This is a genomic window from Haloarchaeobius caseinilyticus (assembly GCF_051207395.1).
Taxonomy (GTDB): Archaea; Halobacteriota; Halobacteria; order Halobacteriales; family Natrialbaceae; genus Haloarchaeobius.
Map to the genome: position 1 here is coordinate 897,718 of NZ_JBPJZC010000003.1, position 21,445 is coordinate 919,162.

Genomic DNA, 21,445 nt, shown 5'->3' on the forward strand with positions numbered 1-21,445 from the left:
ATTACGCAAAAGAGACTGGTCGAAATGACATGTCATGCAGCAGATTGATTATGTAATTTAGTGACTATTAACTAGTGTGTTGTCAATAAATGAATGTAGAACAGATCACACTAGATGAGTGGTCAAACGAATTGCCCGAAGAGGGAGTCGAGATATTCCATTCACCGGATGTCTTAGCAGTAGCTGACAAATATACAGATAGTGAGCTACGGCTTTTCGGGGGATTCAGCGGTCAAGAACTAGTAGGATTCCTCCCTGTCTTCGTTCGAGAGTATCCAGCTGTAACTGTGGTTCTCTCCCCTCCACCTGCAGTTAGTTTGTGGCGAATGGGACCGGTTATTATGCCACAAAGTCCGAAGCGTCGGAAAAAAGAGAGCCTCAATCGGAAGTTCATAGATGGAGCCCTCCAGAAAATTGGCGCTGATAAGCCACTCACCTTGTCTTATATAATTCTCAGCACTTCTTACACAGACCCTCGTCCATACAAGTGGGCAGATTACGACTTTGAGCCACGCTTTACCTATCGTCTCGATCTACAGAGCACTGACGAAGAGGAGGTCCTCTCAAGCTTCTCCCGTAGCCTTCGTTCAGAAATTAAATATTTCGATGACGTGCCGGTAGATGTGACAGTAGGGAGTGCAGAAGAGGCACTTCGCGTGTACGATGAGTTTCGGAAGCGGTTCGCGGAACAAGGTGCCAGCTTCCCTACATCCCGAGCTTACACACGCGATCTCGTAGCTACGCTTGGTGACCGAGCCAGCGTCTACACTGCTGAGGGACCCGATGGAGAGTTCCTCGGTGGGATTACAGTCCTGTACTCGAATACTTGTGCGTACTTCTGGCAAGGTGGAATGCGATCGAATTTCCAAGGCCGCAGTGTCAACAGTTTACTCCATTGGCGTATCATCCAAGACATTCTCTCGGACTCGTCTATCGATTCTGTCACTCACTATGATCTTGGTCGGGCCGCAGTCGAACGACTCGGACAGTACAAAAGCAAGTTCAACCCAGACATCGTTCCATACTACGAAATTAAATCTGGCAAACTGATTAGTATCGCGAAAGAAGCGTACAAGTTCATCGCATATTAGCGCAATCTGATCGTGGTTACGCGCTTCGAGTGCGAGCACCATCATTCGTGAGTTCGATTCATTGGTCTTCTGAGACGAAAATTTACGCGATATAGACGGGCCAGGATACTCGTAAGGAATTGCGTTTAGGGGTACAGTCGCGCCTACATCGACGGTTTCGACGTGGACGAGATGCAGTCAGCATCTGTATATGACCGGAGGACGTTCCTAAAGAGCGGCGGTTCGCGGCTTCACCCGTCGACGGAGCCACCCGACACCGACGGAATCGCGACCGGCTGGTTCGTGGCGGTAGATTCGTAGATAGCTTCGACGATTTCGACGGCCTTGCGGGCTTCCTGATGGTCGAGCATGAACGGCTCGCCGGTGCGTCGGGCGTCGAGGAACGCGCGGATGTTCGCCGTTTCGAGCGGGTCGGGAGCGTCGCCGCCGTGGCCATTGGGACCGAAATCGGTGCGTATCGATTCGTCGTCCGGGCGCGAGTCGCGGAATCGCCAAGTCGTGAGTTCGTCGTCGCGGATTTCGACGGTCCCGTCCCGGCCAGCGATTCGATACTCCATCGCCGACCCGGGGTACGTCGAGGTCGTGGCGAGGAGTTGTCCGAGGGTGCCGTCTCGGTAGCGTAGCGACGCCACGGCCGTGTCCTCGACTTCGATAGCGTCGCCGTCGTGGGCGCGCGTGTCGGTGTAGGCGAACACCTCGGCCACTGGATTCTCCTCGGGTTCGAGGTCCATCCCTGCCGCCGCGAGCCACTGGATGGCGTCGACCGCGTGGATGGCCTGCGTCATGGTGGCCCCGCCACCGTCGAGTGCGGCGATTCCCTGCCACCCACCCTCGTAGTAGTCGTCGTCGCGCCACCACGGGACGGACGCGGTCGCCACCGAGAGCGTCCCGAATCGGCCGTCCTCGACGGCGGACCGGACCGTCTGGAGCAGCGGGATGTACCGACGCTGGAAGATACCACCGAGTCGGATTCCGTGCGTCGTCGCGGCGTCGACCATCCGGTCGATGCGCGCTGCAGTAATTTCGAGTGGCTTCTCACAGAGGACGTCGACGCCGCGCTCGGCTGCCGCGAGCGTCGGGGTGAGGTGTGCACCACTGGGCGTACACACCGAGAGCACGTCCGGCGTCTCCGCGTCGAGCATCGATTCGGTGTCTGGGTACCACTCGCAGTCGAATTCGTCGGCGAACGCGACCCCCTTCGATTCGGTTCGACACGAGCCCGCGACCAGTTCGACGTCGTCGAGCAAATCGATTCCTCGTGCGTGTGTCTCCGCGGCGGAACCGATTCCAGCGATGGCGATCCGGTGGGTTCGCATAGTCAAGTCGTTCGGGAGAGCGGACCAAAAGGACTGGCGTGGGTTCGCGCCCTGGTATCGAACTGGTCGGTCACGAGAACCAGCTCGGGTCGGCGGCCGCGTGACGAGGGACCGCATCCAACAGAGATTTGTCGAGGACCGTTCACACGACGGACGATGCCAGACCTATCGTCGAAGCACGCGAGAGAAGTTCGAATCGCCGTCGAGGTCATCGTACTCGGGCTGCTGTTGCTCGGTGTCTTCCATCTGCTCCTCGTTCCAGCGATTCGGTCGGTGTCCCCGGTGGCACTGGAACCGGTACAGGCACTTAGCCGACGAGAGCTTCCCCATACGGTACTCGGCTGGGCGAGGGTGGTCTGGCTCCTCGGCTGTGTCGGCGCGTACGTCACGTGGCGAGAAAGGGACTGGTGAGCGACACCGACAGGCGAGTTAGTCGCGTTCGAGACGGGTTTCCTCTCGAGCGTCGTTCGCACCAGACTCGAACTCCCGAAGCGCACCGTGAACCCGGGAACTCGCGTTCGGACTCAACAGGAGGTAGGCAGCGCCGGTCGCGGTGACGCGAGTTATCCAGCGGGCGAACCGTCGGCGGACCGCCCAGCGAGAGTCGAGTGCGACGGCGTTTCGCCAGGCACTGTCGCGGCCTTCGCGGATAGTCTGGATGGAGAAGAACTCGTCGAGGCGACCGAGCGAGGCGTCGACCGTCGAAATCCCGGGTGCGTCGTAGTCATCGGCGAGCGTGTCCTGTGCTTCGTCGACGAGACTTCGAAGGACCTCGTTGACTTTGCAGTGGTCGGCGTATTTGCGGTGACGGTCCGGCGAAACACCGGCTTCGTGGAGTGCGAACGCGAGGTCGTAGTTGATGTGGGCGTTGATGCCGAGCATCGCGTCCTGCACGACGAGGCAGTCGCCACGTTCGGCCGTAGTGAAGGCGAGTTGCCACGGGTCAGAGAGCGCCGCGAAGTTTCCTGTCTCGTAGTCGACCAACGCCTGTCGGTAGCGGTTGGCGAACGCGACGAGATAGCGAGCGACCCACGCACCGTCTTCGAACTCGCCGCGGTCGATGCCAGCGCCGACCAGTTCGGTCACACGGGCGTAGATGGAGAGGAACACCGCCCGGCGGTCGTCACGGGCGAGGAGGAGACGTTCGAGTGAGAGCAGTCGGTCGTGCGCGTCCGCGATGGTTGTAAACGGCGTCGTACTCAGCGCGAGTACGTCGACATCGCCGACGTGCTCGCCGTCGGTCGGTGGTCGCGGGTTCCGGACGCCAGCGAGTCCGCTCCGCACACGGTGTCTGCTCGTGCCAGTCACGGTTCCCCTCGCCTCATTCTGCAAGAGTATGCGGGGAACTGAGATAACGATTACCGCTTGCTCGGCGGTCCGACTTCACCGTTTGCGCACGTGGCCTCGACGGTGTTCCGAACCCTGTGATTTCACGGTTCGAACGGAAAATACCGGCAAATCACGTATCGATTCGGGTGTGCGGCGACCAATCGGGTGGTTTCGTCCACTCGTCTACAGAACACCTCTATTTTTGAACACTCATTCGTACAGATGCGGTTGAGAACCACAAGTATTAACCGTCCGTGGAAGAGGGGACTAACTGCAATGGCGAAGGGAAGCGTTGATTTCTTCAACGACACAGGCGGTTACGGTTTCATCGAGACTGAGGACGCAGACGACGACGTATTCTTCCACATGGAAGACGTCGGCGGTCCGGACCTCGAAGAGGGTCAGGAAGTCGAGTTCGAGATCGAGGACTCCCCGAAGGGTCCCCGAGCTGCGAACGTCACCCGACTCTAAGCTTCGATTTAGTCGTCATCGACGACTGGTCGAATCGATTCTCGCAGTACTCCGTCCGGCGATTCGTCGGCCGGAGCCCGACGTCCCCCGGTTCACCTCGGGTGGCGGTGATTTTATCAAACACAATCCGTCGAGTAGTCACAACGCCTGACTCTCCAGTCGACGGCGACCATTCCTTATGCCCAGATAGTGCCAATTAGTAGCACACGCTCGGGCCCACCTATGACACCACACACCGATATCTCAGCAGTCGACGCAGAGCAGCGCGTTGGCATCGACGTACCGTTTGAGTCGCGCTTCGCGTGGCGCGCCGGGGCACTCTCGGGCGCGCTGGCGGCCATCGTAATGGGTATCGCCATCACACTCGTCCAACTGGAGACGCTCCGGGTCGCCATCGCAGGGCTGTACGGGTTCGAAGGGAGCCTGTTCGTCGGTTGGCTCGCACACGTGTTTCACGGTGCGGTGTTCGGCGTGTTGTTCGCTGCCGTCCTGGCCGACCCCGGATTGTTCGACGTTCGCGACTGGCTCTGGAAGTCCGTCGCCGCCGGTGTCGTCTACGGAATCGTCCTGGCCGTGTTCGGGACGGGCATCATCATGCCGATGTGGCTCGACATCGTCGGATTGGGACCGGTGCCGATACCGAACGTGACGACCCCACTCATCGTCTGGCACGTGGTCTACGGCGTCGTCCTCGGCGCGGCGTTCCACTACACACGGTGAACAGCCGAACAACACCGCCTCGAACCCCGATTTCTGTGCGTAAAGACCCGTTCTACAGCTGTTTAAGCGGCTATGCTACCGTCTCAGGCCGTCGTGTCCATTTCGCGTCGTGTCTCGGAAGGCTTAACGGCAGGCCGCACATCTCTTTAGCTGAAATGGCGAAAGGCAAGGTTGACTTCTTCAACGACACAGGCGGCTACGGTTTCATCGAGACAGAGGATGCGGACGAGGACGTGTTCTTCCACATGGAAGACGTCGGCGGCCCGGACCTCGAAGAGGGACAGGAGGTCGAGTTCGAGATCGAGGACTCGCCCAAGGGTCCCCGCGCAAAGAACCTGACTCGCCTGTAAGAAGGAGTCTCAGGAGGACGAATCTCCCCCAACCGGTGGCGCTTGCCGCTGTATTCGGGTGCAACAATCCGCCCTTATCGGGCACATATTTTTCGCGAGACTCGCCGACGAGCGACGGCGTCGTCGCTGACCAGTACCCATCTGTCCGGAAAGATTATTTGTCCGCTCGCTCTCTCTACAAAGGCAATGGCGAAAGGTACGGTTGATTTCTTCAACGACACAGGCGGCTACGGTTTCATCGAGACAGAGGATGCGGACGAGGACGTGTTCTTCCACATGGAAGACGTCGGCGGCCCGGACCTCGAAGAGGGACAGGAGGTCGAGTTCGAGATCGAGGACTCGCCCAAGGGTCCCCGCGCGAAGAACCTCACCCGCCTCTAAGGCGATCCACTTCACGAAAAGTACGGCAGTCGTTCTTTCGTAGCGTCTGTACGAACCGCACACGAATCGAGAGCCACCGCACCCGTCGTGAGACGGCTTCACACCCGGGGCTACTCTCGAAACCATTATCTGTGCCTGTACATTCTGCTCACAGGAATGGCGAAAGGTAAGGTGGATTTCTTCAAGGAATCCGGCGGCTACGGTTTCATCAGCGCTGAGGACGAAGAGGAAGACATTTTCTTCCACATGGCGGACATCGGCGGTCCGGACCTCGAAGAGGGCCAGGAAGTCGAGTTCGACATCGTCGACGGCGAGAAGGGTCCGCGCGCGGACAACCTCTCCCGTCTGTAAGGCGACTCGACCAACGTACAGCTCTCGACTACGCTTTTCACGGCGCAACTTTGTCAGTGGCGACACCAGCCTCGGCACCGACGGGTAGCGATTCTGGGACCAATTGCAACGAGTCACACGAATCCAATCCGCTACGAACGCCGAATTTTCGCCTGTAACCCCGGCCCTTTTCGACAAACAAAGCCAGATACAGCCCAGAACCACACAAACACATCCAATATTGAGTCATATAAGCCATTGTTTGCACCAAACCGAACGATTTTAGTACACCAGTCCAAAGAAAGAGTTGCAGCGGTCACCCGCTGTGCGCCGGAGACTGTCCGTTGGGACGTCTCGTGCGCTCGCTACCACCACTCGTGCTCAAGTCGGCGGTCGTGAGTGGCTGCACGACCGTCGTCTTCACTTTCGAAACTACACCCCCGAGTCAGGCGTGCCGATACGTCCTATTTGTATGCAGTACATGACCACTCATGTGCCAGCGTCTGGTTTGGCAATTAAACACGTATTAACAGATTGTATCTACCCCAGGATAGATTTATATTGGAGAAATGCGACCTCAGAAACACAATGAGCATTCAACAGGCTGTCGCCAGACCCACCTTCGAACCGCTGCCGGAGACCATCACGTCCCCCCGCGCCAAGCTCGTGTACTTCTACCTCACCGCGACCGGTGAGGCGACGGTCGACGAGATTCAAGAGACGCTGGGCATGCAGAAGATCGCGCTCCTGAGCGTCCTGAAGTCGCTGGGCAAAGAAGGGCTCGTCAAGCGCGACGAGAACACCTACACCTGCGCCTGAATCGCGGCGTTTCTCACCGCAGTTTTCGGCCGCCGTTCTTCCCCCGCTTTCCGTTTTTCGTGCGATGTGGGCTCGTCGGCGCGTCTCGTCGCCGACGAACGACCTCGCTTCGAAGGCTTTATCCTCACGCTCGGTTTCAGTTTCCCGTAATAACCATGTCCGACAAACCTGCCTCGATGTACCGGCAAATCGACAAGCCGTCGTACACACGCCGCGAGTACATCACGGGGATTCCCGGTTCGAAAATCGCACAGCACAAGATGGGCGACACCGCGTCCGACCCCGACGACTGGCCCGTCCAGATCAGTCTGTACCTCGAAGAGGAGTGCCAGATTCGCCACGGCTCGATGGAGGCCTCGCGCCTGTCCGCGAACCGCCACCTCATCAAGGAACTCGGCGAAGGCAACTACTCCATGATTCTCCGCAAGTTCCCCCACCAGGTCCTGCGCGAGAACAAGCAGGCGACCGGTGCGGGTGCGGACCGTGTCTCCGACGGCATGCGACAGGCCTTCGGGAAAATCGTCGGCACCGCCGCACGCTGTCAGAAAGGCGACCGACTGTTCACCTGCTGGTGTACCGTCGACCAGGCCCCCGCCGTAAAAGAGGCCTTCCGCCGCGCCTACAACAAGATTACCCCGCCGTGCCGCATCGTCGTCGAGCGTGGCGAGGAACAGCTCATCGCGTAACTCCACGCGAGAACCCGCAAACGGACCGTTTTTCTGCGAGCGCGCGAACGACCTCCCATGGTCGACCTCGCCGTCGTCAACCGTGCAGAGACGTTCGAGCGCATGCGCGACCCACTCGAAGCCCGTGGCATCGGCGTCAGCCACGTGCAGGTCGACGAGCGGGTCGTCCCACTCACGCCAGAGACAGCACCGTTCACACCCGGCGAGTACGACGTGGGGTTCGTCTACCCAGGCAGAATCATGGAAGGCGGTGTCGCCGACGCCCTCCTCGACGTGCCGTGGCTGAACGGCCGCGACGCGGTCCTCACCTCACGGAACAAGGCAGGTGTCCTCGCCGAACTCGGACAGGCCGGCGTGCCAGTCCCCGAAACGGTACTGGTGTCGAACGCAGTCGGTGAGCGCGAGCTCGTCGAAGCGTACGAGCAAATCGACGGGCCGGTCGTCGTCAAGCCGAACTCGACGACTCGGGGGATCGGCGTCGCCCGGCTCGGCGACCTCGACTCGTTCCTCGGCGTCAGTGACTATCTCGACCTCGTCCACGACTATCGCGCGACTGGCGACCGGTCGTTTCTCGTACAGGAGTACGTCCCCGACGCACGCGACTATCGCGTGATGGTCCTCGACGGGTCGTACGTCGGGGCTGTCGAGCGACGACTGTCGTCGACCGACCGAGAAGCAGGCCGCTGGAAGCACAACGTCCACCGCGGCGCGAGCGCGACACCGGTCGACCTCGACCCCGAACTGCGTCGACTCGCCGAGCGTGTGGCCGAGGTGCTCGACATCACCTTCCTCGGTGTCGACCTGCTGGTCACCGACGACCGAATCCTCGTCAACGAGACGAACGCCCGACCGACTATCGACGACGCAGAGAAGTACGACGACGGGTTCTACGACCGGTTGGTGGCGACGATTCGAGACACAGCGTCAGCCTGAGGACAGACCCGGCTCACGCGAGGAGTGGTTCAGTGGCCACCGCTGGCTCGTGAGAAGACGCGAAAGAACTGGGGGGTGTGTTAGTGCAGGTCGATGCCTGCGGAGGTGTCGGCTCGGTCGAAGACGACTTCGAGGACACCGTTGTTGTAGGTCGCCGTCGCCGAGTGTTCGTCGACCCGGGTCGGCAGTTCGACGCGTTCGTTGTACTGTCGATGTTCACTCTCGGCACCGATCGTCAGTGCCTCACCGTCGCATTCGAGTTTGATATTGTCTTTTTCGACCCCTGGCAGGTCGGCGATGACGCGAATCTCGTCGGTCGTTTCGTGGATGTCGACGTGCGTGTCTGTTCCGAATCCAGCGTCGCCTTCGTAGTGCATATCGACCGACCGGTCTCCCATCATCTCGTTCATCATCCGCTCGATTTCTTTGAAGAAGTCGTCGAACGGTTCGTCACGGTCGTCACGACGCATGAAAGCCGGTAGCGTCTGTCGGGTGAAAAACTTTCTGTCCCTTACAAGCGACGTGCTCGAAGCCGAAATAGCCGAGAATAGTTGGTGAACTATCGTTTATCGCGAGGGGAGTCGCTAGTGAGCCAGTCCGTTACAGGCCCATGCCCATCGCGTCGTTCGTCGTCTCGATGCTCTCTTTCTGGCCCTTCTCGCCGACGACCGCGCGGACCGCGTCGACGTTCTCCGGGACCACGTCGGACTCCTGGTGGATAGCCTGGAACAGGTAGAGGTCGGGTCCTTCCATCGTGATGGACTCGCCCCAGATGGCGTTCTCCCAGATGTCGGCGCGCGGGCGGCCCGCGTCCATCGCGTACTCCTTCAACTTCCCTGCACCGTCGATGGCCATGTGTTCGGGGACGACGAAGGTGCGCGACTGCGAGTCGAGCAGTTCGTACACTTCGTCGGTCGAGGGTTCCGTCTCCAGTTCGACGTTGAGGCTGTGCGTGTGCATCAGCGTCGCCGGCACCTTCATACCGAGCGTGTCGATGTCGACGTCGGGCATGACGGTGTTCACGTCGGGACCGTGGTGGCTCGGGATGGTGACCGGGTTCGGGAGGATGTCGTTGATGGGTCCGCGGCCGGTCTGGCCCGGGTCGCCGCCACGGCGCACGAGCGTCGCCCGGACCTTCTTCACGCCGTACTCCTCTTCGAGGGGTGCGATGATGCGCGAGAGCCCGGTCGTGTTACACGAGACGACGCGGACGTAGTCGGCTTCGGTCGCCGCGTCGTAGTTCGCGCGAGCATTGAAGCTGACCTCACCCACGTCGGCGTCTTCGCCGCCCTGGAAGAGCGCGGGTGTGTCGTACTCCTCGTACATCGCCTTGTTGTCCGCGCCGATGCCCGACGGGCAGGCGTCGACGACGATGTCGGCAGCCTCGACGAGTTCTTCGATAGTGCCAGCCAGCTCGATGCCAGCGTCGTCGAACTGGTCCATTCGGTCCTCGATGGCGGCGTACAGGGGATAGCCCTTGTCCACGGCCGTCTGCGCCTCGAAGTTCGGCCGCGTCTTGGCGACGCCGACGACTTCCATGTCCGGTTGTGCGCGGACTGCGTCCGCGACGCGTTTGCCGATGGTACCGTAGCCGCTGATTGCCACCTGGATCATACTCGAACGTCCTCCACCTCACGGGGTAAACGTTTCGACCCTACTGGTTACTTTGGGCGCGAGTAAGTTTCTCCCGCCGGATTTCGGCACTTATGGCCGACATAATCTATCGAGTTTGATGCCCCATGCAGACACACAGCACACCCGAAACCGTGTCGTCGAGGTGACCGGTTTCCGGACGGTTTTGCGGCTTAACGGTCGGTTAGAACGAATTAGTGTGTAAATATTTTATAGCCTACCAGTAGAGTGTCGAAATAAGCCGATGCTCTCAGTAGGAATCTTCATCGCTGGACTGGTGTTGTTCGTCGGCGGCGTCAACGCCATCCGGACGACACACGACCGGAACGAACCGGCCGACCAGTTGTTCGCGCCCGACGACCCGTATCGGGACGCGCCGATGCAGTACGTTCAGACCGACGGCGCGGTCCTCGGCGTCATCGGCATCGTCGTCATGGTCATCGCCACGCTGCTGTAACCGACTGCGAACCGACTGCGAACGATTCCTACTCCAAGGTTTTCTCCTGAACCCACACGAGTTGTGGGGCATCGACGTTCTTCACAAACACTCCGGCGCGCGCTGTTCCGAGTGTCGAACGAAAGTGAGACCTCGGCTCGGAATCGCGCGAGGGATGAGCACCGCAGGCCGAAGGCCGAGGCGCGCAATCGGATGGGGAGGTAGTGGCTGCGGTGGCGGTCATGTACCGTCGTGATTCGTGAACTGCTCGCCGACGCTAGCAACCAATACGTACACAGAGTCGTGATTCGTGAACTGCTTCTCTACACCACGAATAATCCCCAAAACCACAAGACGAACTACGGGCAGCAAGCACACACAAAAACACCTAACTCGCCTCCATCACACCACCAAGCCATGAGCGACCTGCGAGAGCCTGCGGAGACCGCCGTCCACCAGTGTCTCGACCTCCAGCCCGACGAGTCCTGTCTCGTCGTCACCGACGACAAACGCCTGCCCATCGGCGAGGCGCTGTACGAGGTGGCGAGCGAGGTCACCGACGACGCGACACTCATGTGCTACCCGCCGGGTAACCAGCACGGTGAGGAACCGCCTGCACCAGTCGCCGCCGCAATGGAGGCGTCGGACGTGTTCCTCGCGCCGACGACGAAGAGCCTGAGCCACACCCGCGCTCGCGGGAACGCCTGCGAGGCCGGTGCCCGCGGCGCGACCCTGCCGGGCATCACGGAAGAGGTGTTCACGACCGGCCTCGACGCCGACTACGCCGAAATCGCGGCCGAGTGCGAGTCGATGCTCGAACAGGTCGGCGACGCCGACGAACTACGCGTCACGACCGAACTGGGCACCGACATCACGTTCGAACCGGGCGACCGCGACTGGCGCTCTGACACCGGCATGGTCCACGAACCGGGCGCGTTCTCGAACCTGCCCGCGGGCGAGGTGTTCGTCTCGCCGGAGACCACGAACGGAACCTACGTCGTCGACGGCACCATCGACCCGCACGGCCTGCTCAACGAGGGCGAGACGGTGACCATCGAAGTCGAAGACGGCTACGTCACCAACACCGACTCCGACGAGATAAACGAGATGCTCGAAGTCGCCGCCGAGGAAGTCGGCCGAGACGCCTACAACCTCGCCGAACTCGGTATCGGGACGAACACGGCCGTCACGGACCTCGTCGGCTCGGTCCTGCTCGACGAGAAGGCCGGCGGCACAGTCCACATCGCATTCGGCGACGACGCCGGCATCGGTGGCGACGTGAGCGCGCCCATCCACCAGGACGGCATCATCCGCGACCCGACGCTGTATGCGGACGGGGAGGTCGTAGACCTCCCAACTGTCGAGCGCTGAAACCGCGAGACGGCGAGGTTGTCGACCTCCCGACAGTCGAGCACTGACCCGAGGAGGCAACGAATCGCTGTGCCGTCGAGTGTCGCCCCATCTCGCCGGTCTGTTTCTGCAGTCGGTCACCGCTGAACCACGCAGTGGCTACACTACAGTGTGTGTCGTGCACGACCCGATACGGCTTGCCGCTGGTCGTGGGGACCGATTCGCACAGAATTAGATATGTCTAATTTAGAGCTTAGGTAGAAACGACTATTAAGTTCGTTTTCTCTATTCAGGAGTAACGATGCGACAGACGACGCAGACGGACAGCAGCACGGCACTCTCTCGTAGACAGACGCTCCTTGCAGGCTCCGGGCTCCTCTCCGCAGGACTGGCCGGGTGTCTCGGCAGTGGCGATACCGGCACTGACTCCGGTGGGAGCGCGAACGACGGTGGGGACGACGACGACGGCCCGGTCGCCGCCGCCTCGTTCTTCAGCTTCTTCGACTTCGGGCGAAAAATCGCAGCGGACACCCCGGTCACGGTGACCAACCTCGTCCCGACCGGACTGCACGGCCACGGCTGGGAACCGAACGCGAGTATCACCCGACAGATCATCGAGGCAGACGCCTTCATCCACGTCGGCGAGGACTTCCAGCCGTGGGCCGACCGGGCTATCCAGACGCTGAAAGACGACGGCGTCGACACACAGCTCATCAACTCCCGGGCAGGTGTCGAACTCGAGGACCTCGCGGCGACGCTCGACCCCGAAGAAGAGGGCGTCGGCGAGGGGCGCGGGAAGGACCCCCACTTCTGGCTCGACCCTCGGCGCGCGAAGACGGCGGTCGACAACATCACCGAGGGGCTCGTCGAACTCTCCCCCGAGCACGAGGACACGCTGCGTGAGAACGCGAAGACGTACAAGACGGACGTCCTCCAGCGAATCGACGAGGACTATCAGGCCATCTTCGACCAGGCGTCCCGGAAGGTCGTCCAGCTCGCCGCACACAACGCGTTCCAGTACATCGGCGTGCGCTACGGTGTCGAGATGCGCCCGCTCGTGGTGAACCTCGCCGCCAGTGGCGACGTGAAGCCCTCGGACATCACGAAGGCGAAAGAAGTCATCGAGGAGAACGACATCAAATACATCGGGAACGGTGTCTTCGAGTCGCGCAAGCCAGCGGAGCAGTTGCAGGCCGAAACGCAGGTCGAGGCGTACTTCCCGGTGACCCCCTACGCGGGCGTCCGCGAGGATTGGGTCGCGAACGACTGGGGGTACGAAGAGATCGCGTACAACATCAACATGCCCACCTTCGAGGTCGTGCTCGGGAACAAGTCGCCCGAAGAGGCCGGTCCCGATGGCTGGGCCGAAGCGTGGCGGAATTTCGACTAATCGACCACAGGACCGCAACTCATGACTAGTGAAACTACGACCGGGGCTGACGTACGTTCTAGAACTCCGGTCATCGACCTGTCCGAGGTGTCGTTCGGGTACACGGCCGCGTCCGTCGTCGAAGACATCTCGCTTCGTATCGACCCTGGTGAATACGTCGCCGTCGTCGGCCCGAACGGTTCGGGGAAGTCGACACTGATGAAGCTCATGCTGGGACTGTTACGCCCCGACGAGGGGACGGCCCAGCTGTTCGGCGAACCGTCACACCGATTCGACGACGGCGCGCGAATCGGCTACGTCGCCCAGCACGCCAGCGCGGCGAAGGAGATGCCCATCACGGTCCGAGAGGTCGTAAAGATGGGTCGATTCCCCCACGTCGGATTCGGCCGACTGACGAGCGAGGACTGGCGCATCGTCTACGACGCGCTGGAGACGGTCGGCATGGCGGCGTTCGCGGACCGGCGGGTGACGCAGCTCTCCGGTGGGCAGCGCCAGCGGGCGTTCATCGCGCGAGCACTGGCCAGCGAGGCAGACCTGCTGGTCCTCGACGAACCGACCGTCGGGGTCGACGTCGAATCGGTCGAAGCGTTCTACGAGTTGCTCCAGTCGCTCAACGCGGACGGCATCACCATCTTGCTCATCGAACACGACCTGAGTGCGGTCGCCGAACACGCTGAACGGGTCGTCTGTCTCAACCGAGAGCTCTACTTCGACGGCTCTACCGAAGAGTTCCTGGAGAGCGACGCGCTCAGTCGCGCGTTCGGAACGACGGCTAACCTCGTGGGAGGTGGCAACTGATGCAAGCGGCGTTCCTCGCGCTCCAGTCGGGTGCACTCGAACCGCTGTACTGGTTCCTCGAGTTCTGGTACTGGGCGATGACGCAACTGTACCACCTGACCGGGCTGGAACTCATCAGTCCAGAGTACCGGTTCATGCACCGGGCCATCCTCGTCGGCCTGTGTATCGGCGTGATGGCACCGCTCATCGGGACGTTCCTCGTCCACCGGCAACTGGCACTCATCGGCGATGCGCTGGCACACACCGCGTTCGCCGGCGTCGCCGTCGGCTTGTTCCTCAACGCCGTCCTCGACTTCGGCGTCTCGCCGTACCTGACGGCCGTCGTCGTCGCGATGCTGGCCGCGTTGCTCATCGAACTCATCTCGGAGGCGACCGACGCGTACAACGACGTGTCGATGGCCATCGTCCTCTCGACCGGGTTCGCGTTGGGCACGACGCTCATCAGCATCAACGCGGGCGGACTCGCGGTCGGGGTGAACCAGTACCTGTTCGGGAACCTCTCGACCGTCTCGAAGGAGAACGCGGCCATCCTCCTCGTGCTGTTCGCCATCATCGTGGTGACGGTCGGCCTGACCCGGAACCAGCTGCTGTACGTGACCTTCGACGAGACCGCCGCCGCCGTCTCGGGGCTCTCCGTGAGCTGGTACAACCGCGTGATGGTCATGCTGACCGCACTCGTCGTCGTCGGGGCGATGCAGATTATGGGCGTCATCCTTGTCGCCGCGATGCTCGTCGTGCCGGTCGCGGGCGCGGCGCAAGTGTCTCGCAGTTTCACCGAGTCACTCCTCGTCTCCATCGTCCTCGCCGAACTGGCCGTCGTCCTCGGTATCGCCGTCGCGTACTACGGCGAAGCGACGGCTGGGGGCGTCATCGTCCTCGTCGCCGTGGCGATCTACGTGGCTGCCGTCGTCGTCGGGAAGGTACAGGCCGCGATGGGCGACGACGCGTCGCCGGAACTCGGGAGTATCGACGCCACGGACTCACAGACGCAGGCCGACTGAGATGGTGGCACACGACGCCGACGAGACGGCCGATGCCCCCGACCGGCAGTCGGTCACGCCGACCATGGAGGACTACCTCCGCCACATCTACCGGTTGAGCGAGGAAGGTAACGGGTGGGTGACAAACGCACAACTCGCCGAGCGCATCGACGTCGAACGCGCGACCGTGACGAGTATGTTCGGTGCGCTCGCAACCGCGGGACTCATCGACCGCGAGAAGTACCAGCCAGTCAGACTCACCGACGACGGGCGGACACTCGCGCTCGACGTGGTCCGCCGCCACCGGCTCGTCGAGACGTTTTTACTAGATGTGTTCGGCTACCGCATCAGCGAGGTCGATGTGGAGGCTGATGTCCTCGAACACCACGTCAGCGACCGCTTGTGTCGCGAGATCGACGACCTTCTCGGACAGCCCGAGACCGACCCACACGGCGACCCGATTCCCGACGCGGACCTACAGCTGGACGAAGACGCCGGGGCGACCGCACTCACCGAGGTCGCCATCGCTGCGAGTGTCGAGGTGACCCGGGTCCTCACGCAGGACCAGCGTGTCCTCGACCATCTGGTCTCCGCCGGCATCGAACCGACGGCCACGCTCACCCTCGACGAACGAGCACCCTTCGGCATGGTGACGGTGACCGTCGACGGCGGTGGCCAGACGAGCCTCCCCGAAGCAGTCGCGTCGACGGTCCTCGTCAGCGAGCAGTCCGGCGAGTAACCGCTGGCAGGCACTACCCGAGAATCGTCGGGTCGTCGGTCGGTTGCAGTTCGACCGTCACTGACTCGCCGACCACGAAATCCACGTCGGGGCAGACGAGTTTCGCCCCGAAGCCCGAATCCCGCGCCAGAAAGAGCGACAGCCCCGTGATTCTGGTCCCGTTTGCGACGACCGCCACGTCGTCCCAGTCGACAGTTCTGCCGTCTGCGACGCCGACGCGCTGGCCGAGCAGGGAGACGGAATCGTCGTTACCGCCAGCACCGAGCAGGCCACCGCCGTCGTAGTGACGCAGACCGCCGTCGAGGACGCCGCGAGCGTCGAGCGACCCATCGCCGTCGGCCGCGACACCGGCGAAGCACTCATCGTGTGCAGGGTGCGCTGGTGCGTCGAGGACCGCGTACGTCTCGTCCGCCGTGACGACGGTTCCGGTCCCGTCCCACTCGACCGCTTCCAGACTCACATCGACGGAAAGGGGAAGTGACCCGGACGCCCGAAGGTGGTTCTGGCCCTCGTATCGGAAGCCGACGTGGAGGTGGTCTCCGACCCACGGCGCGAAGAAGCCTGCACGAACGGTCGTCCCGAGCGGGTCGCCAGCTTCGACGTAGTCACCTGCCTCGACCGCCGGGTCGACGTGCATGATGCGGGCGACGAGTGCTGTGTCCTTCCCGTCGTCTCGCTCGAACCCCGGTGTCGCCTCGGCGTCGACCCGAACCAGAATCAGGTGGTCGTGGTCCGGCGCGTAGGGTTTCGACGGGGCTCGGCGCGTGTGCGTGTCGACGACCTCGCCAGCGACCGGACTCGGGGCGACCACCGCACGAGCAGGGCCGTCCCACTCGGGTCCCGGATACAGGTCGACCGCACAGCCGGTGTCGTGGGCCGGGTACGGTGAGTTGTACAGCGAGAATCGCGGGTAACGAGCCAGCACCTCGTCGCCCAGTGTGACGGCCATCGGCGGTCGTTCGGACCGCACGGGTTTAGACACGTCGCCCCGAAGCGCCAGCCATGCGCGTGATTCGGGGCCGGGCGGCGAGCGTCGACGCAGATAGAGACGCGACCCGACGACTGCTCGACGAAGTAGCCGAGGCAGAGAACAGTGGGGAGGCTGTCGAAGGCGTCGTCCGCGTCTGGGCACCCCACCGGCAGGTTGCCTTCGGCCGCCGTGACGCCCGCGAAGACGGGTACGACGCGGCGGTTCAGGTCGCCCGCGAGCACGGCTACCCACCGGTCGAACGAAACGTCGGCGGCCGGGCGGTCGCCTACGACGGCGAGACGACGCTCGCGTTCGCCCGAATCACCCCCATCGCAGACATGCGCCGCGGAATGGACGACCGCTACGAGGCACTCACAGTCGATGTCCAGCGAGCCCTCGGTAGCCTCGGTGTCGACGCCGAACGCGGCGAACCGCCGGACTCGTTCTGTCCCGGCCAGCACTCGCTCCAGTGTGTCGGAAAACTCGTCGGCATCGCCCAGCGAGTCACGAAAGGTGCAGCCATCACCTCCGGCGTCTGCACCGTCGCAAATCACGAATCCCTTGCAGCCGTCCTCACCGACGTGTACGACGCTCTCTCTGTCCCATTCGACCCCGACAGTGTCGGCAGCGTCGAGCGTGCTGGCGGGCCGAGCGACCCCGAGGTCGTTCGTGACGCGCTGGAGGCCGAACTCGTCGGCGACGCGGGCATGGTCGTCGAACACCTCCGGGAGATTTAGGACGGGCGACGGCGGAGGTGACGTATGCACATCGGCAACGCGACGCTGCCGGACGGGACGACGGCAGACGTGCTGGTCGAAGACGGGACAATCGCCACAGTCGGCGACGTAGACGGCGAGCCAGACGTGGACGCCGCCGGGAAACTACTCTTCCCCGGCGCAATCGACGCACACGTCCACTTCCGTCAGCCGGGGTACGGCCACAAGGAAACGTGGGAGACAGGCTCGAAAAGCGCCGCCGCGGGCGGTGTGACGACCGTCGTCGACCAGCCAAATACGAACCCACCGACCACTTCTGGAGAAGCCTTCGACCAGAAGGCCGACTTCGCCTCCGCATCGCTCGTCGACTGGGGCATCAACGGTGGCGTCACGGAAGACTGGGACCCGGACTCGCTGTTCGACCGGCCACTGTTCGCCCTCGGGGAAGTGTTCCTCGCGGACTCGACCGGCGACATGGGCATCGAAGAGGAACTGTTCGCCGACGCCGTCTCGAAGGCGGGCGAACACGACGTGACGGTCACGGTCCACGCCGAGGACGCCGACCTGTTCGACGAGTCGGCGAAAGAGCGCACGGACGCCGACGCGTGGTCGACCTACCGCACCGCGAAGGCCGAGGCCGCTGCGGTCGAACGCGCCTGCGAAGTCGGCTCGACGTTCGAGACCGACATCCACATCGCCCACACCTCGACGCCGGAAGGTGTCGACGCGGCCGCCGCGGCTGGGGCCACCTGCGAAGTCACGCCACACCACCTGTTCCTCTCGCGCGACGACCTGACCGAACTGGGCACCTTCGGGCGGATGAACCCACCACTACGGAGTGAAGAACGCCGCGCCGCCGTCTTCGAGCGACTCGCCGACGGTACCGTCGACATCGTCGCCACCGACCACGCGCCGCACACCCGCGAGGAGAAAGACGCGAGTATCTGGGATGCACCGTCAGGTGTACCGGGCGTCGAGACGATGGTGCCGCTCCTGCTGGAAGAAGCCCGCAACGAGACACTCAGCTACGAGCGCGTCCGTGACGTCGTCGCCGCGAACCCGGCCGCCATCTTCGACCTGCCGAAGAAAGGCCGCATCGAGGAGGGAATGGACGCAGACCTCGCGCTGTACGACGTGGAGAATCCGCGCGAGATTCGCGGCGACGACCTGCACTCGAAGTGCGGGTGGACGCCGTTCGAGGGGAAACGAGGGGTGTTCCCCGAGTGGACGATGGTCCGTGGCGAAGTCGTGTGGAGTGACGAATCAGGGTTCGGTGATGCGGTCGGCGAGAACGTTCGTTAGACAGCGAGAAGCAGTAACAGCACGCCGAGCAACGCGAAGAAGACGCCCGTTCCGCGGTAGACGACCTGGCCCGTTCCCGACATGCGGGGGTGCTTCCCGACGAGCGCGTTCTGGAACCGGAACAACCGAGCAGGATACTTCAGGTGAAAGTACGCCAGTGCCCAGAGAACTGGCGCGAGGACGAGAGCGACGAGTTGCATATGCATCTCTCTGGTCGTCTCCCTTGAATACCTTGTGTGAACAGAAGTACCGCTGAACTGTACGGAAAGCGCTAGAAACCCCCGATATTGGACGAATCGAGAATGTGAATCAGACCGCGAACGCGACTGCCGCGACGACCGACGAACCGACCATCGTCCCGACGCCGAAACCGCCGATGCGCGCCATCGCGCGTCGGGATTTCGCCTCGGTCCAGTCGGAGTTTGTTTCGAGCAGGGCGTTGCGAGCTTCGACCGCGTCGCCGACCATAACCGACCCGGACCAACCGAGTAGGCTACCGCCGAGCGCGAGCGCGCCGAGCGCGAACACGAGTTCGCTGGCGGCGACCACGTCGCCGATGACGAGGCCGACGACCAGCGTGACAACCGCGCCGACGACCGTCCCTTTGCCGGCGGCCGTGCCGACGAGGCGGGCGCGCGGGGCGAGGTCCATCAGTCGACCGCGTCGCGCATCCGCGGGTCGAGCGCGTCTCGCATCCCGTCACCGAGCAAGTTGAACCCGAGGACGGTGATGGCGAGGAACAGGCCGGGGAAGAACGCCCACCACCACTGGCCGGTGAGCATCCCCTTCTTCACGCCCTGGTCGAGCATCATCCCCCACGTCGGCGTGCCGACAGCGGCACCGAAGCCGAGGAACGACAGCGCGGCGAGGTCGATGATAGCCAGCCCGAAGTTGAGCGTGCTCTGGACCGTAATCGGTGCCAGACAGTTCGGCACCACGTGACGGGCCAACACGCGTGGGTGGGTCGACCCGAGCGACTGCGACGCCTCGATGTACTCGTCTTCGAGCACCTTCAGCGCCGCTCCGCGGACGACGCGGGCGAACCGCGGCGTGTACACGAGCGTCAGCGCGGCGACGCCACGCCAGAGTCCGAGTGTAAACGATTCGTTCACGCCGGGCAGCGCCGCCACGAAGCTCGGAAGCGTGATTTCGCTCGGGATGATGGCGACGAGTGCGAGTGCCAGCAGCAGCGACGGGAACGCGAGCAGCACGTCCATCGTCCGCATGATGACGTTGTCGGTCATGTCGCCGAAGTAGGCCGCGATGACGCCCAGTCCGACACCAGCGACGGTCGAAACCGCGACCGTGATACCACCGTACAGGAGCGCGTACCACGCCCCGTAGAGGACGCGGATGAAGATGTTTCGCGCCTGCTTGTCGGTCCCGAACGGGAATTCGAGGCTCGGCGAGGCGTAGCGTGCTTCCGGTCGCTGGCTCAAGAACGACCCGACGTGGGCCGCATCGTGGAGCGTGAACCGAGCGACGATGGCGATTATCGCCATGGCGACGATGATGGCGATGCCGGCGACCGCCAGCCTGTTCGACAGCAGTTCGGAGAGGAACGGCGAGGCGCGGACTCTATCGAGGAACCCGCGTGACTCGACTCGTTGTGTGTTTTCGACGTTACTCATTGGTCTATCCTCGGGTCAAGGTAGCTGTAGGTGATGTCGACGCCGAGGTTCACCAGCGTGAACAGGAACGCGAACAGCAACACAGTCCCCTGTACGATGGGATAGTCGCTGACCGCGATTGCCTCGACGAGGAGCGTACCGATACCGTTGAAGTTGAACACCGTCTCGGTGAGGATGGCCCCGCCGAGCAGCGTCCCGAACTGGATACCGACGATGGTGACAACCGGGATGAGGGCGTTCTGCAGGCCGTGTTTCAGGATGGTGATCTTCTCACCCTGTCCTTTGGCCCGGGCAGTCCGCATGTAGTCCTGCCTGATGACTTCGAGCATCGACGAGCGGGTCATCCTGGAGATGAGCGCCATCGAGTAGATACCGATGACGAGACACGGCAACAGCATGTGGTGTGCCGCGTCGATGAACATCCCGAAGTCCGCGGGGTCGAAGTTGAAGTATAGGTCCAGCGGCTGGAACGTCACCGCGTCGGCGAACGACTGGATGAACGTGTCGACGGTGATGAGTCCGGTGATGGTGTCGGGCGAGTACTCGTAGGCGATACGGCCCCCTGTCGGGACCACGCGTAGCCAGTTCGCCAGCACCATGATGAGGACCGGGCCACTCCAGAAGATGGGCACGCTGATACCGGCCAGTGCACCTACCCGCGTGAGGTGGTCGGTGAGGGTGTCCTGTTTCAAGGCGCTCACGACGCCCAGCGGGACGCCGAAGAGGATGCCGAGGAACTGTCCGTAGAGCGCGAGTTCGAGCGTGACGGGGAAGCGCGCCTCCAAGATGTCAGAGACGGCTCTCCCACGCATGAGGATGAACGACTCACCGAAGTCCGCACGGACCACCTGCCAGAGGAAGTCGACGTACTGGACGTAGATGGGCCGATTCAGTCCGAGCTCACGGCGTATCTCCTCGACGAACGCCTGATCTGCACGTCGTCCAGCCATCAGGATAGCGGGGTCTCCGGGTGATAGATGCAACATCCCGAAGACGAACGTCGCCACTCCGAAGAGGACTGGAACGAGCAACAACAACCGTTTCGTGACGAATCGCAGCGAAACCATGGGTGGTT

The 21,445-nt window shown here is 62.5% G+C and carries 27 protein-coding genes; 18 read left to right on the forward strand and 9 right to left on the reverse strand.

Going from position 1 to position 21,445, the window contains the following annotated elements:
- Nucleotides 1-89: 89 nt before the first annotated feature.
- Nucleotides 90-1,091, forward strand: a complete 1,002-nt coding sequence (locus ACSC1P_RS17195) for a GNAT family N-acetyltransferase (RefSeq protein WP_435361420.1) — start codon at nt 90-92, stop codon at nt 1,089-1,091.
- A gap of 230 nt (nt 1,092-1,321) precedes the next feature.
- Here ACSC1P_RS17195 and ACSC1P_RS17200 read toward each other — a convergent pair whose 3' ends face one another.
- Nucleotides 1,322-2,407, reverse strand: a complete 1,086-nt coding sequence (locus ACSC1P_RS17200; protein ID WP_435361421.1) for a Gfo/Idh/MocA family protein — start codon at nt 2,405-2,407, stop codon at nt 1,322-1,324.
- Between the two features lie 156 nt (nt 2,408-2,563).
- On the opposite strand from ACSC1P_RS17200, the gene ACSC1P_RS17205 reads away from it, so the two are divergent.
- Nucleotides 2,564-2,818: a hypothetical protein gene (locus tag ACSC1P_RS17205; protein ID WP_435361422.1), complete on the forward strand. Its 255-nt coding sequence runs from the start codon at nt 2,564-2,566 to the stop codon at nt 2,816-2,818.
- 18 nt (nt 2,819-2,836) lie between these two features.
- Here ACSC1P_RS17205 and ACSC1P_RS17210 read toward each other — a convergent pair whose 3' ends face one another.
- Complete coding sequence (locus ACSC1P_RS17210) at nt 2,837-3,691, reverse strand: DUF5995 family protein (RefSeq protein ID WP_435361423.1); 855 nt, start codon at nt 3,689-3,691, stop codon at nt 2,837-2,839.
- 321 nt (nt 3,692-4,012) lie between these two features.
- On the opposite strand from ACSC1P_RS17210, the gene ACSC1P_RS17215 reads away from it, so the two are divergent.
- From ACSC1P_RS17215 to ACSC1P_RS17250, 8 genes are all read left to right on the forward strand, one after another.
- Entirely contained in the window at nt 4,013-4,207 is a 195-nt protein-coding gene (locus ACSC1P_RS17215) for a cold-shock protein (protein WP_435361424.1), read from the forward strand.
- Nucleotides 4,208-4,429: 222 nt separating this feature from the next.
- Nucleotides 4,430-4,927 (forward strand): histidine kinase, encoded by a 498-nt coding sequence (locus tag ACSC1P_RS17220; RefSeq protein WP_435361425.1) that lies wholly within the window; start codon nt 4,430-4,432, stop codon nt 4,925-4,927.
- 155 nt (nt 4,928-5,082) lie between these two features.
- Nucleotides 5,083-5,277: a cold-shock protein gene (locus ACSC1P_RS17225; RefSeq protein WP_435361426.1), complete on the forward strand. Its 195-nt coding sequence runs from the start codon at nt 5,083-5,085 to the stop codon at nt 5,275-5,277.
- A 186-nt stretch (nt 5,278-5,463) separates the two neighbouring features.
- Nucleotides 5,464-5,658 carry a cold-shock protein gene (locus ACSC1P_RS17230; protein ID WP_435361427.1) on the forward strand — a complete coding sequence of 65 codons (195 nt, stop codon included), beginning with the start codon at nt 5,464-5,466 and terminating at the stop codon, nt 5,656-5,658.
- 156 nt (nt 5,659-5,814) lie between these two features.
- Entirely contained in the window at nt 5,815-6,009 is a 195-nt protein-coding gene (locus ACSC1P_RS17235) for a cold-shock protein (RefSeq protein WP_435361428.1), read from the forward strand.
- Between the two features lie 567 nt (nt 6,010-6,576).
- Entirely contained in the window at nt 6,577-6,807 is a 231-nt protein-coding gene (locus tag ACSC1P_RS17240; RefSeq protein ID WP_435361429.1) for a helix-turn-helix domain-containing protein, read from the forward strand.
- A 155-nt stretch (nt 6,808-6,962) separates the two neighbouring features.
- The gene (locus ACSC1P_RS17245) at nt 6,963-7,493 is read left to right on the forward strand and encodes a 50S ribosomal protein L16 (protein ID WP_435358153.1); all 531 of its coding nucleotides are present in this window, start codon (nt 6,963-6,965) and stop codon (nt 7,491-7,493) included.
- A 57-nt stretch (nt 7,494-7,550) separates the two neighbouring features.
- Nucleotides 7,551-8,426 (forward strand): ATP-grasp domain-containing protein, encoded by an 876-nt coding sequence (locus tag ACSC1P_RS17250; RefSeq protein ID WP_435361430.1) that lies wholly within the window; start codon nt 7,551-7,553, stop codon nt 8,424-8,426.
- A gap of 80 nt (nt 8,427-8,506) precedes the next feature.
- On the opposite strand, the gene ACSC1P_RS17255 is transcribed toward ACSC1P_RS17250, so the two are convergent.
- Nucleotides 8,507-8,896: an Hsp20/alpha crystallin family protein gene (locus tag ACSC1P_RS17255; RefSeq protein WP_435361431.1), complete on the reverse strand. Its 390-nt coding sequence runs from the start codon at nt 8,894-8,896 to the stop codon at nt 8,507-8,509.
- Nucleotides 8,897-9,026: 130 nt separating this feature from the next.
- Entirely contained in the window at nt 9,027-10,040 is a 1,014-nt protein-coding gene (locus tag ACSC1P_RS17260) for a type II glyceraldehyde-3-phosphate dehydrogenase (protein WP_435361432.1), read from the reverse strand.
- A 262-nt stretch (nt 10,041-10,302) separates the two neighbouring features.
- Between ACSC1P_RS17260 and ACSC1P_RS17265 the strand changes: the two genes are divergently transcribed.
- The 6 genes from ACSC1P_RS17265 (at nt 10,303) to ACSC1P_RS17290 (ending at nt 15,751) form a co-directional block, all read left to right on the forward strand.
- The gene (locus ACSC1P_RS17265) at nt 10,303-10,515 is read left to right on the forward strand and encodes a hypothetical protein (RefSeq protein ID WP_435361433.1); all 213 of its coding nucleotides are present in this window, start codon (nt 10,303-10,305) and stop codon (nt 10,513-10,515) included.
- Between the two features lie 396 nt (nt 10,516-10,911).
- Nucleotides 10,912-11,865, forward strand: a complete 954-nt coding sequence (locus ACSC1P_RS17270; protein WP_435361434.1) for an aminopeptidase — start codon at nt 10,912-10,914, stop codon at nt 11,863-11,865.
- A 280-nt stretch (nt 11,866-12,145) separates the two neighbouring features.
- Nucleotides 12,146-13,234, forward strand: a complete 1,089-nt coding sequence (locus tag ACSC1P_RS17275; RefSeq protein WP_435361435.1) for a metal ABC transporter substrate-binding protein — start codon at nt 12,146-12,148, stop codon at nt 13,232-13,234.
- 21 nt (nt 13,235-13,255) lie between these two features.
- Nucleotides 13,256-14,032, forward strand: coding sequence for a metal ABC transporter ATP-binding protein (locus ACSC1P_RS17280; RefSeq protein ID WP_435361436.1), 777 nt, complete (start codon nt 13,256-13,258; stop codon nt 14,030-14,032).
- Nucleotides 14,032-15,033 carry a metal ABC transporter permease gene (locus tag ACSC1P_RS17285; protein ID WP_435361437.1) on the forward strand — a complete coding sequence of 334 codons (1,002 nt, stop codon included), beginning with the start codon at nt 14,032-14,034 and terminating at the stop codon, nt 15,031-15,033. The genes ACSC1P_RS17280 and ACSC1P_RS17285 overlap by 1 nt, the downstream gene beginning before the upstream one ends.
- A gap of 1 nt (nt 15,034) precedes the next feature.
- Nucleotides 15,035-15,751: a metal-dependent transcriptional regulator gene (locus tag ACSC1P_RS17290; protein ID WP_435361438.1), complete on the forward strand. Its 717-nt coding sequence runs from the start codon at nt 15,035-15,037 to the stop codon at nt 15,749-15,751.
- Between the two features lie 13 nt (nt 15,752-15,764).
- Here ACSC1P_RS17290 and ACSC1P_RS17295 read toward each other — a convergent pair whose 3' ends face one another.
- Nucleotides 15,765-16,700, reverse strand: a complete 936-nt coding sequence (locus tag ACSC1P_RS17295; RefSeq protein WP_435361439.1) for a DUF8155 domain-containing protein — start codon at nt 16,698-16,700, stop codon at nt 15,765-15,767.
- A gap of 53 nt (nt 16,701-16,753) precedes the next feature.
- Here ACSC1P_RS17295 and ACSC1P_RS17300 point away from each other — a divergent pair, with 53 nt between their 5' ends.
- A complete protein-coding gene (locus ACSC1P_RS17300; RefSeq protein ID WP_435361440.1) occupies nt 16,754-17,458 on the forward strand; it encodes a lipoate--protein ligase family protein in 705 nt (234 codons plus the stop codon).
- Nucleotides 17,459-17,482: 24 nt separating this feature from the next.
- Nucleotides 17,483-18,739 carry a dihydroorotase gene (locus tag ACSC1P_RS17305; RefSeq protein ID WP_435361441.1) on the forward strand — a complete coding sequence of 419 codons (1,257 nt, stop codon included), beginning with the start codon at nt 17,483-17,485 and terminating at the stop codon, nt 18,737-18,739.
- Here ACSC1P_RS17305 and ACSC1P_RS17310 read toward each other — a convergent pair.
- The 4 genes from ACSC1P_RS17310 to ACSC1P_RS17325 all read right to left on the reverse strand — a co-directional run bounded on the left by ACSC1P_RS17310 (nt 18,736) and on the right by ACSC1P_RS17325 (nt 21,437).
- A complete protein-coding gene (locus ACSC1P_RS17310; RefSeq protein WP_435361442.1) occupies nt 18,736-18,939 on the reverse strand; it encodes a hypothetical protein in 204 nt (67 codons plus the stop codon). The genes ACSC1P_RS17305 and ACSC1P_RS17310 overlap by 4 nt on opposite strands.
- 109 nt (nt 18,940-19,048) lie before the next feature.
- Nucleotides 19,049-19,390: a DUF7268 family protein gene (locus ACSC1P_RS17315; RefSeq protein WP_435361443.1), complete on the reverse strand. Its 342-nt coding sequence runs from the start codon at nt 19,388-19,390 to the stop codon at nt 19,049-19,051.
- Nucleotides 19,390-20,370 (reverse strand): ABC transporter permease, encoded by a 981-nt coding sequence (locus ACSC1P_RS17320; protein ID WP_435361444.1) that lies wholly within the window; start codon nt 20,368-20,370, stop codon nt 19,390-19,392. The genes ACSC1P_RS17315 and ACSC1P_RS17320 overlap by 1 nt, the downstream gene beginning before the upstream one ends.
- Nucleotides 20,367-21,437: an ABC transporter permease gene (locus ACSC1P_RS17325; RefSeq protein WP_435361445.1), complete on the reverse strand. Its 1,071-nt coding sequence runs from the start codon at nt 21,435-21,437 to the stop codon at nt 20,367-20,369. The genes ACSC1P_RS17320 and ACSC1P_RS17325 overlap by 4 nt, the downstream gene beginning before the upstream one ends.
- Between the last annotated feature and the right edge of the window lie 8 nt (nt 21,438-21,445).

What these genes read in the sequence shown, in the direction of transcription:
- ACSC1P_RS17195 (WP_435361420.1), top strand. Translation starts at nt 90, where the DNA reads ATGAATGTAGAACAGATCACACTAGATGAGTGGTCAAACGAATTGCCC.
- ACSC1P_RS17200 (WP_435361421.1), bottom strand. Translation starts at nt 2,407, where the DNA reads ATGCGAACCCACCGGATCGCCATCGCTGGAATCGGTTCCGCCGCGGAG.
- ACSC1P_RS17205 (WP_435361422.1), top strand. Translation starts at nt 2,564, where the DNA reads ATGCCAGACCTATCGTCGAAGCACGCGAGAGAAGTTCGAATCGCCGTC.
- ACSC1P_RS17215 (WP_435361424.1), top strand. Translation starts at nt 4,013, where the DNA reads ATGGCGAAGGGAAGCGTTGATTTCTTCAACGACACAGGCGGTTACGGT.
- ACSC1P_RS17220 (WP_435361425.1), top strand. Translation starts at nt 4,430, where the DNA reads ATGACACCACACACCGATATCTCAGCAGTCGACGCAGAGCAGCGCGTT.
- ACSC1P_RS17225 (WP_435361426.1), top strand. Translation starts at nt 5,083, where the DNA reads ATGGCGAAAGGCAAGGTTGACTTCTTCAACGACACAGGCGGCTACGGT.
- ACSC1P_RS17230 (WP_435361427.1), top strand. Translation starts at nt 5,464, where the DNA reads ATGGCGAAAGGTACGGTTGATTTCTTCAACGACACAGGCGGCTACGGT.
- ACSC1P_RS17235 (WP_435361428.1), top strand. Translation starts at nt 5,815, where the DNA reads ATGGCGAAAGGTAAGGTGGATTTCTTCAAGGAATCCGGCGGCTACGGT.
- ACSC1P_RS17240 (WP_435361429.1), top strand. Translation starts at nt 6,577, where the DNA reads ATGAGCATTCAACAGGCTGTCGCCAGACCCACCTTCGAACCGCTGCCG.
- ACSC1P_RS17245 (WP_435358153.1), top strand. Translation starts at nt 6,963, where the DNA reads ATGTCCGACAAACCTGCCTCGATGTACCGGCAAATCGACAAGCCGTCG.
- ACSC1P_RS17250 (WP_435361430.1), top strand. Translation starts at nt 7,551, where the DNA reads ATGGTCGACCTCGCCGTCGTCAACCGTGCAGAGACGTTCGAGCGCATG.
- ACSC1P_RS17255 (WP_435361431.1), bottom strand. Translation starts at nt 8,896, where the DNA reads ATGCGTCGTGACGACCGTGACGAACCGTTCGACGACTTCTTCAAAGAA.
- ACSC1P_RS17260 (WP_435361432.1), bottom strand. Translation starts at nt 10,040, where the DNA reads ATGATCCAGGTGGCAATCAGCGGCTACGGTACCATCGGCAAACGCGTC.
- ACSC1P_RS17265 (WP_435361433.1), top strand. Translation starts at nt 10,303, where the DNA reads ATGCTCTCAGTAGGAATCTTCATCGCTGGACTGGTGTTGTTCGTCGGC.
- ACSC1P_RS17270 (WP_435361434.1), top strand. Translation starts at nt 10,912, where the DNA reads ATGAGCGACCTGCGAGAGCCTGCGGAGACCGCCGTCCACCAGTGTCTC.
- ACSC1P_RS17275 (WP_435361435.1), top strand. Translation starts at nt 12,146, where the DNA reads ATGCGACAGACGACGCAGACGGACAGCAGCACGGCACTCTCTCGTAGA.
- ACSC1P_RS17280 (WP_435361436.1), top strand. Translation starts at nt 13,256, where the DNA reads ATGACTAGTGAAACTACGACCGGGGCTGACGTACGTTCTAGAACTCCG.
- ACSC1P_RS17285 (WP_435361437.1), top strand. Translation starts at nt 14,032, where the DNA reads ATGCAAGCGGCGTTCCTCGCGCTCCAGTCGGGTGCACTCGAACCGCTG.
- ACSC1P_RS17290 (WP_435361438.1), top strand. Translation starts at nt 15,035, where the DNA reads ATGGTGGCACACGACGCCGACGAGACGGCCGATGCCCCCGACCGGCAG.
- ACSC1P_RS17295 (WP_435361439.1), bottom strand. Translation starts at nt 16,700, where the DNA reads ATGGCCGTCACACTGGGCGACGAGGTGCTGGCTCGTTACCCGCGATTC.
- ACSC1P_RS17300 (WP_435361440.1), top strand. Translation starts at nt 16,754, where the DNA reads ATGCGCGTGATTCGGGGCCGGGCGGCGAGCGTCGACGCAGATAGAGAC.
- ACSC1P_RS17305 (WP_435361441.1), top strand. Translation starts at nt 17,483, where the DNA reads ATGCACATCGGCAACGCGACGCTGCCGGACGGGACGACGGCAGACGTG.
- ACSC1P_RS17310 (WP_435361442.1), bottom strand. Translation starts at nt 18,939, where the DNA reads ATGCAACTCGTCGCTCTCGTCCTCGCGCCAGTTCTCTGGGCACTGGCG.
- ACSC1P_RS17315 (WP_435361443.1), bottom strand. Translation starts at nt 19,390, where the DNA reads ATGGACCTCGCCCCGCGCGCCCGCCTCGTCGGCACGGCCGCCGGCAAA.
- ACSC1P_RS17320 (WP_435361444.1), bottom strand. Translation starts at nt 20,370, where the DNA reads ATGAGTAACGTCGAAAACACACAACGAGTCGAGTCACGCGGGTTCCTC.
- ACSC1P_RS17325 (WP_435361445.1), bottom strand. Translation starts at nt 21,437, where the DNA reads ATGGTTTCGCTGCGATTCGTCACGAAACGGTTGTTGTTGCTCGTTCCA.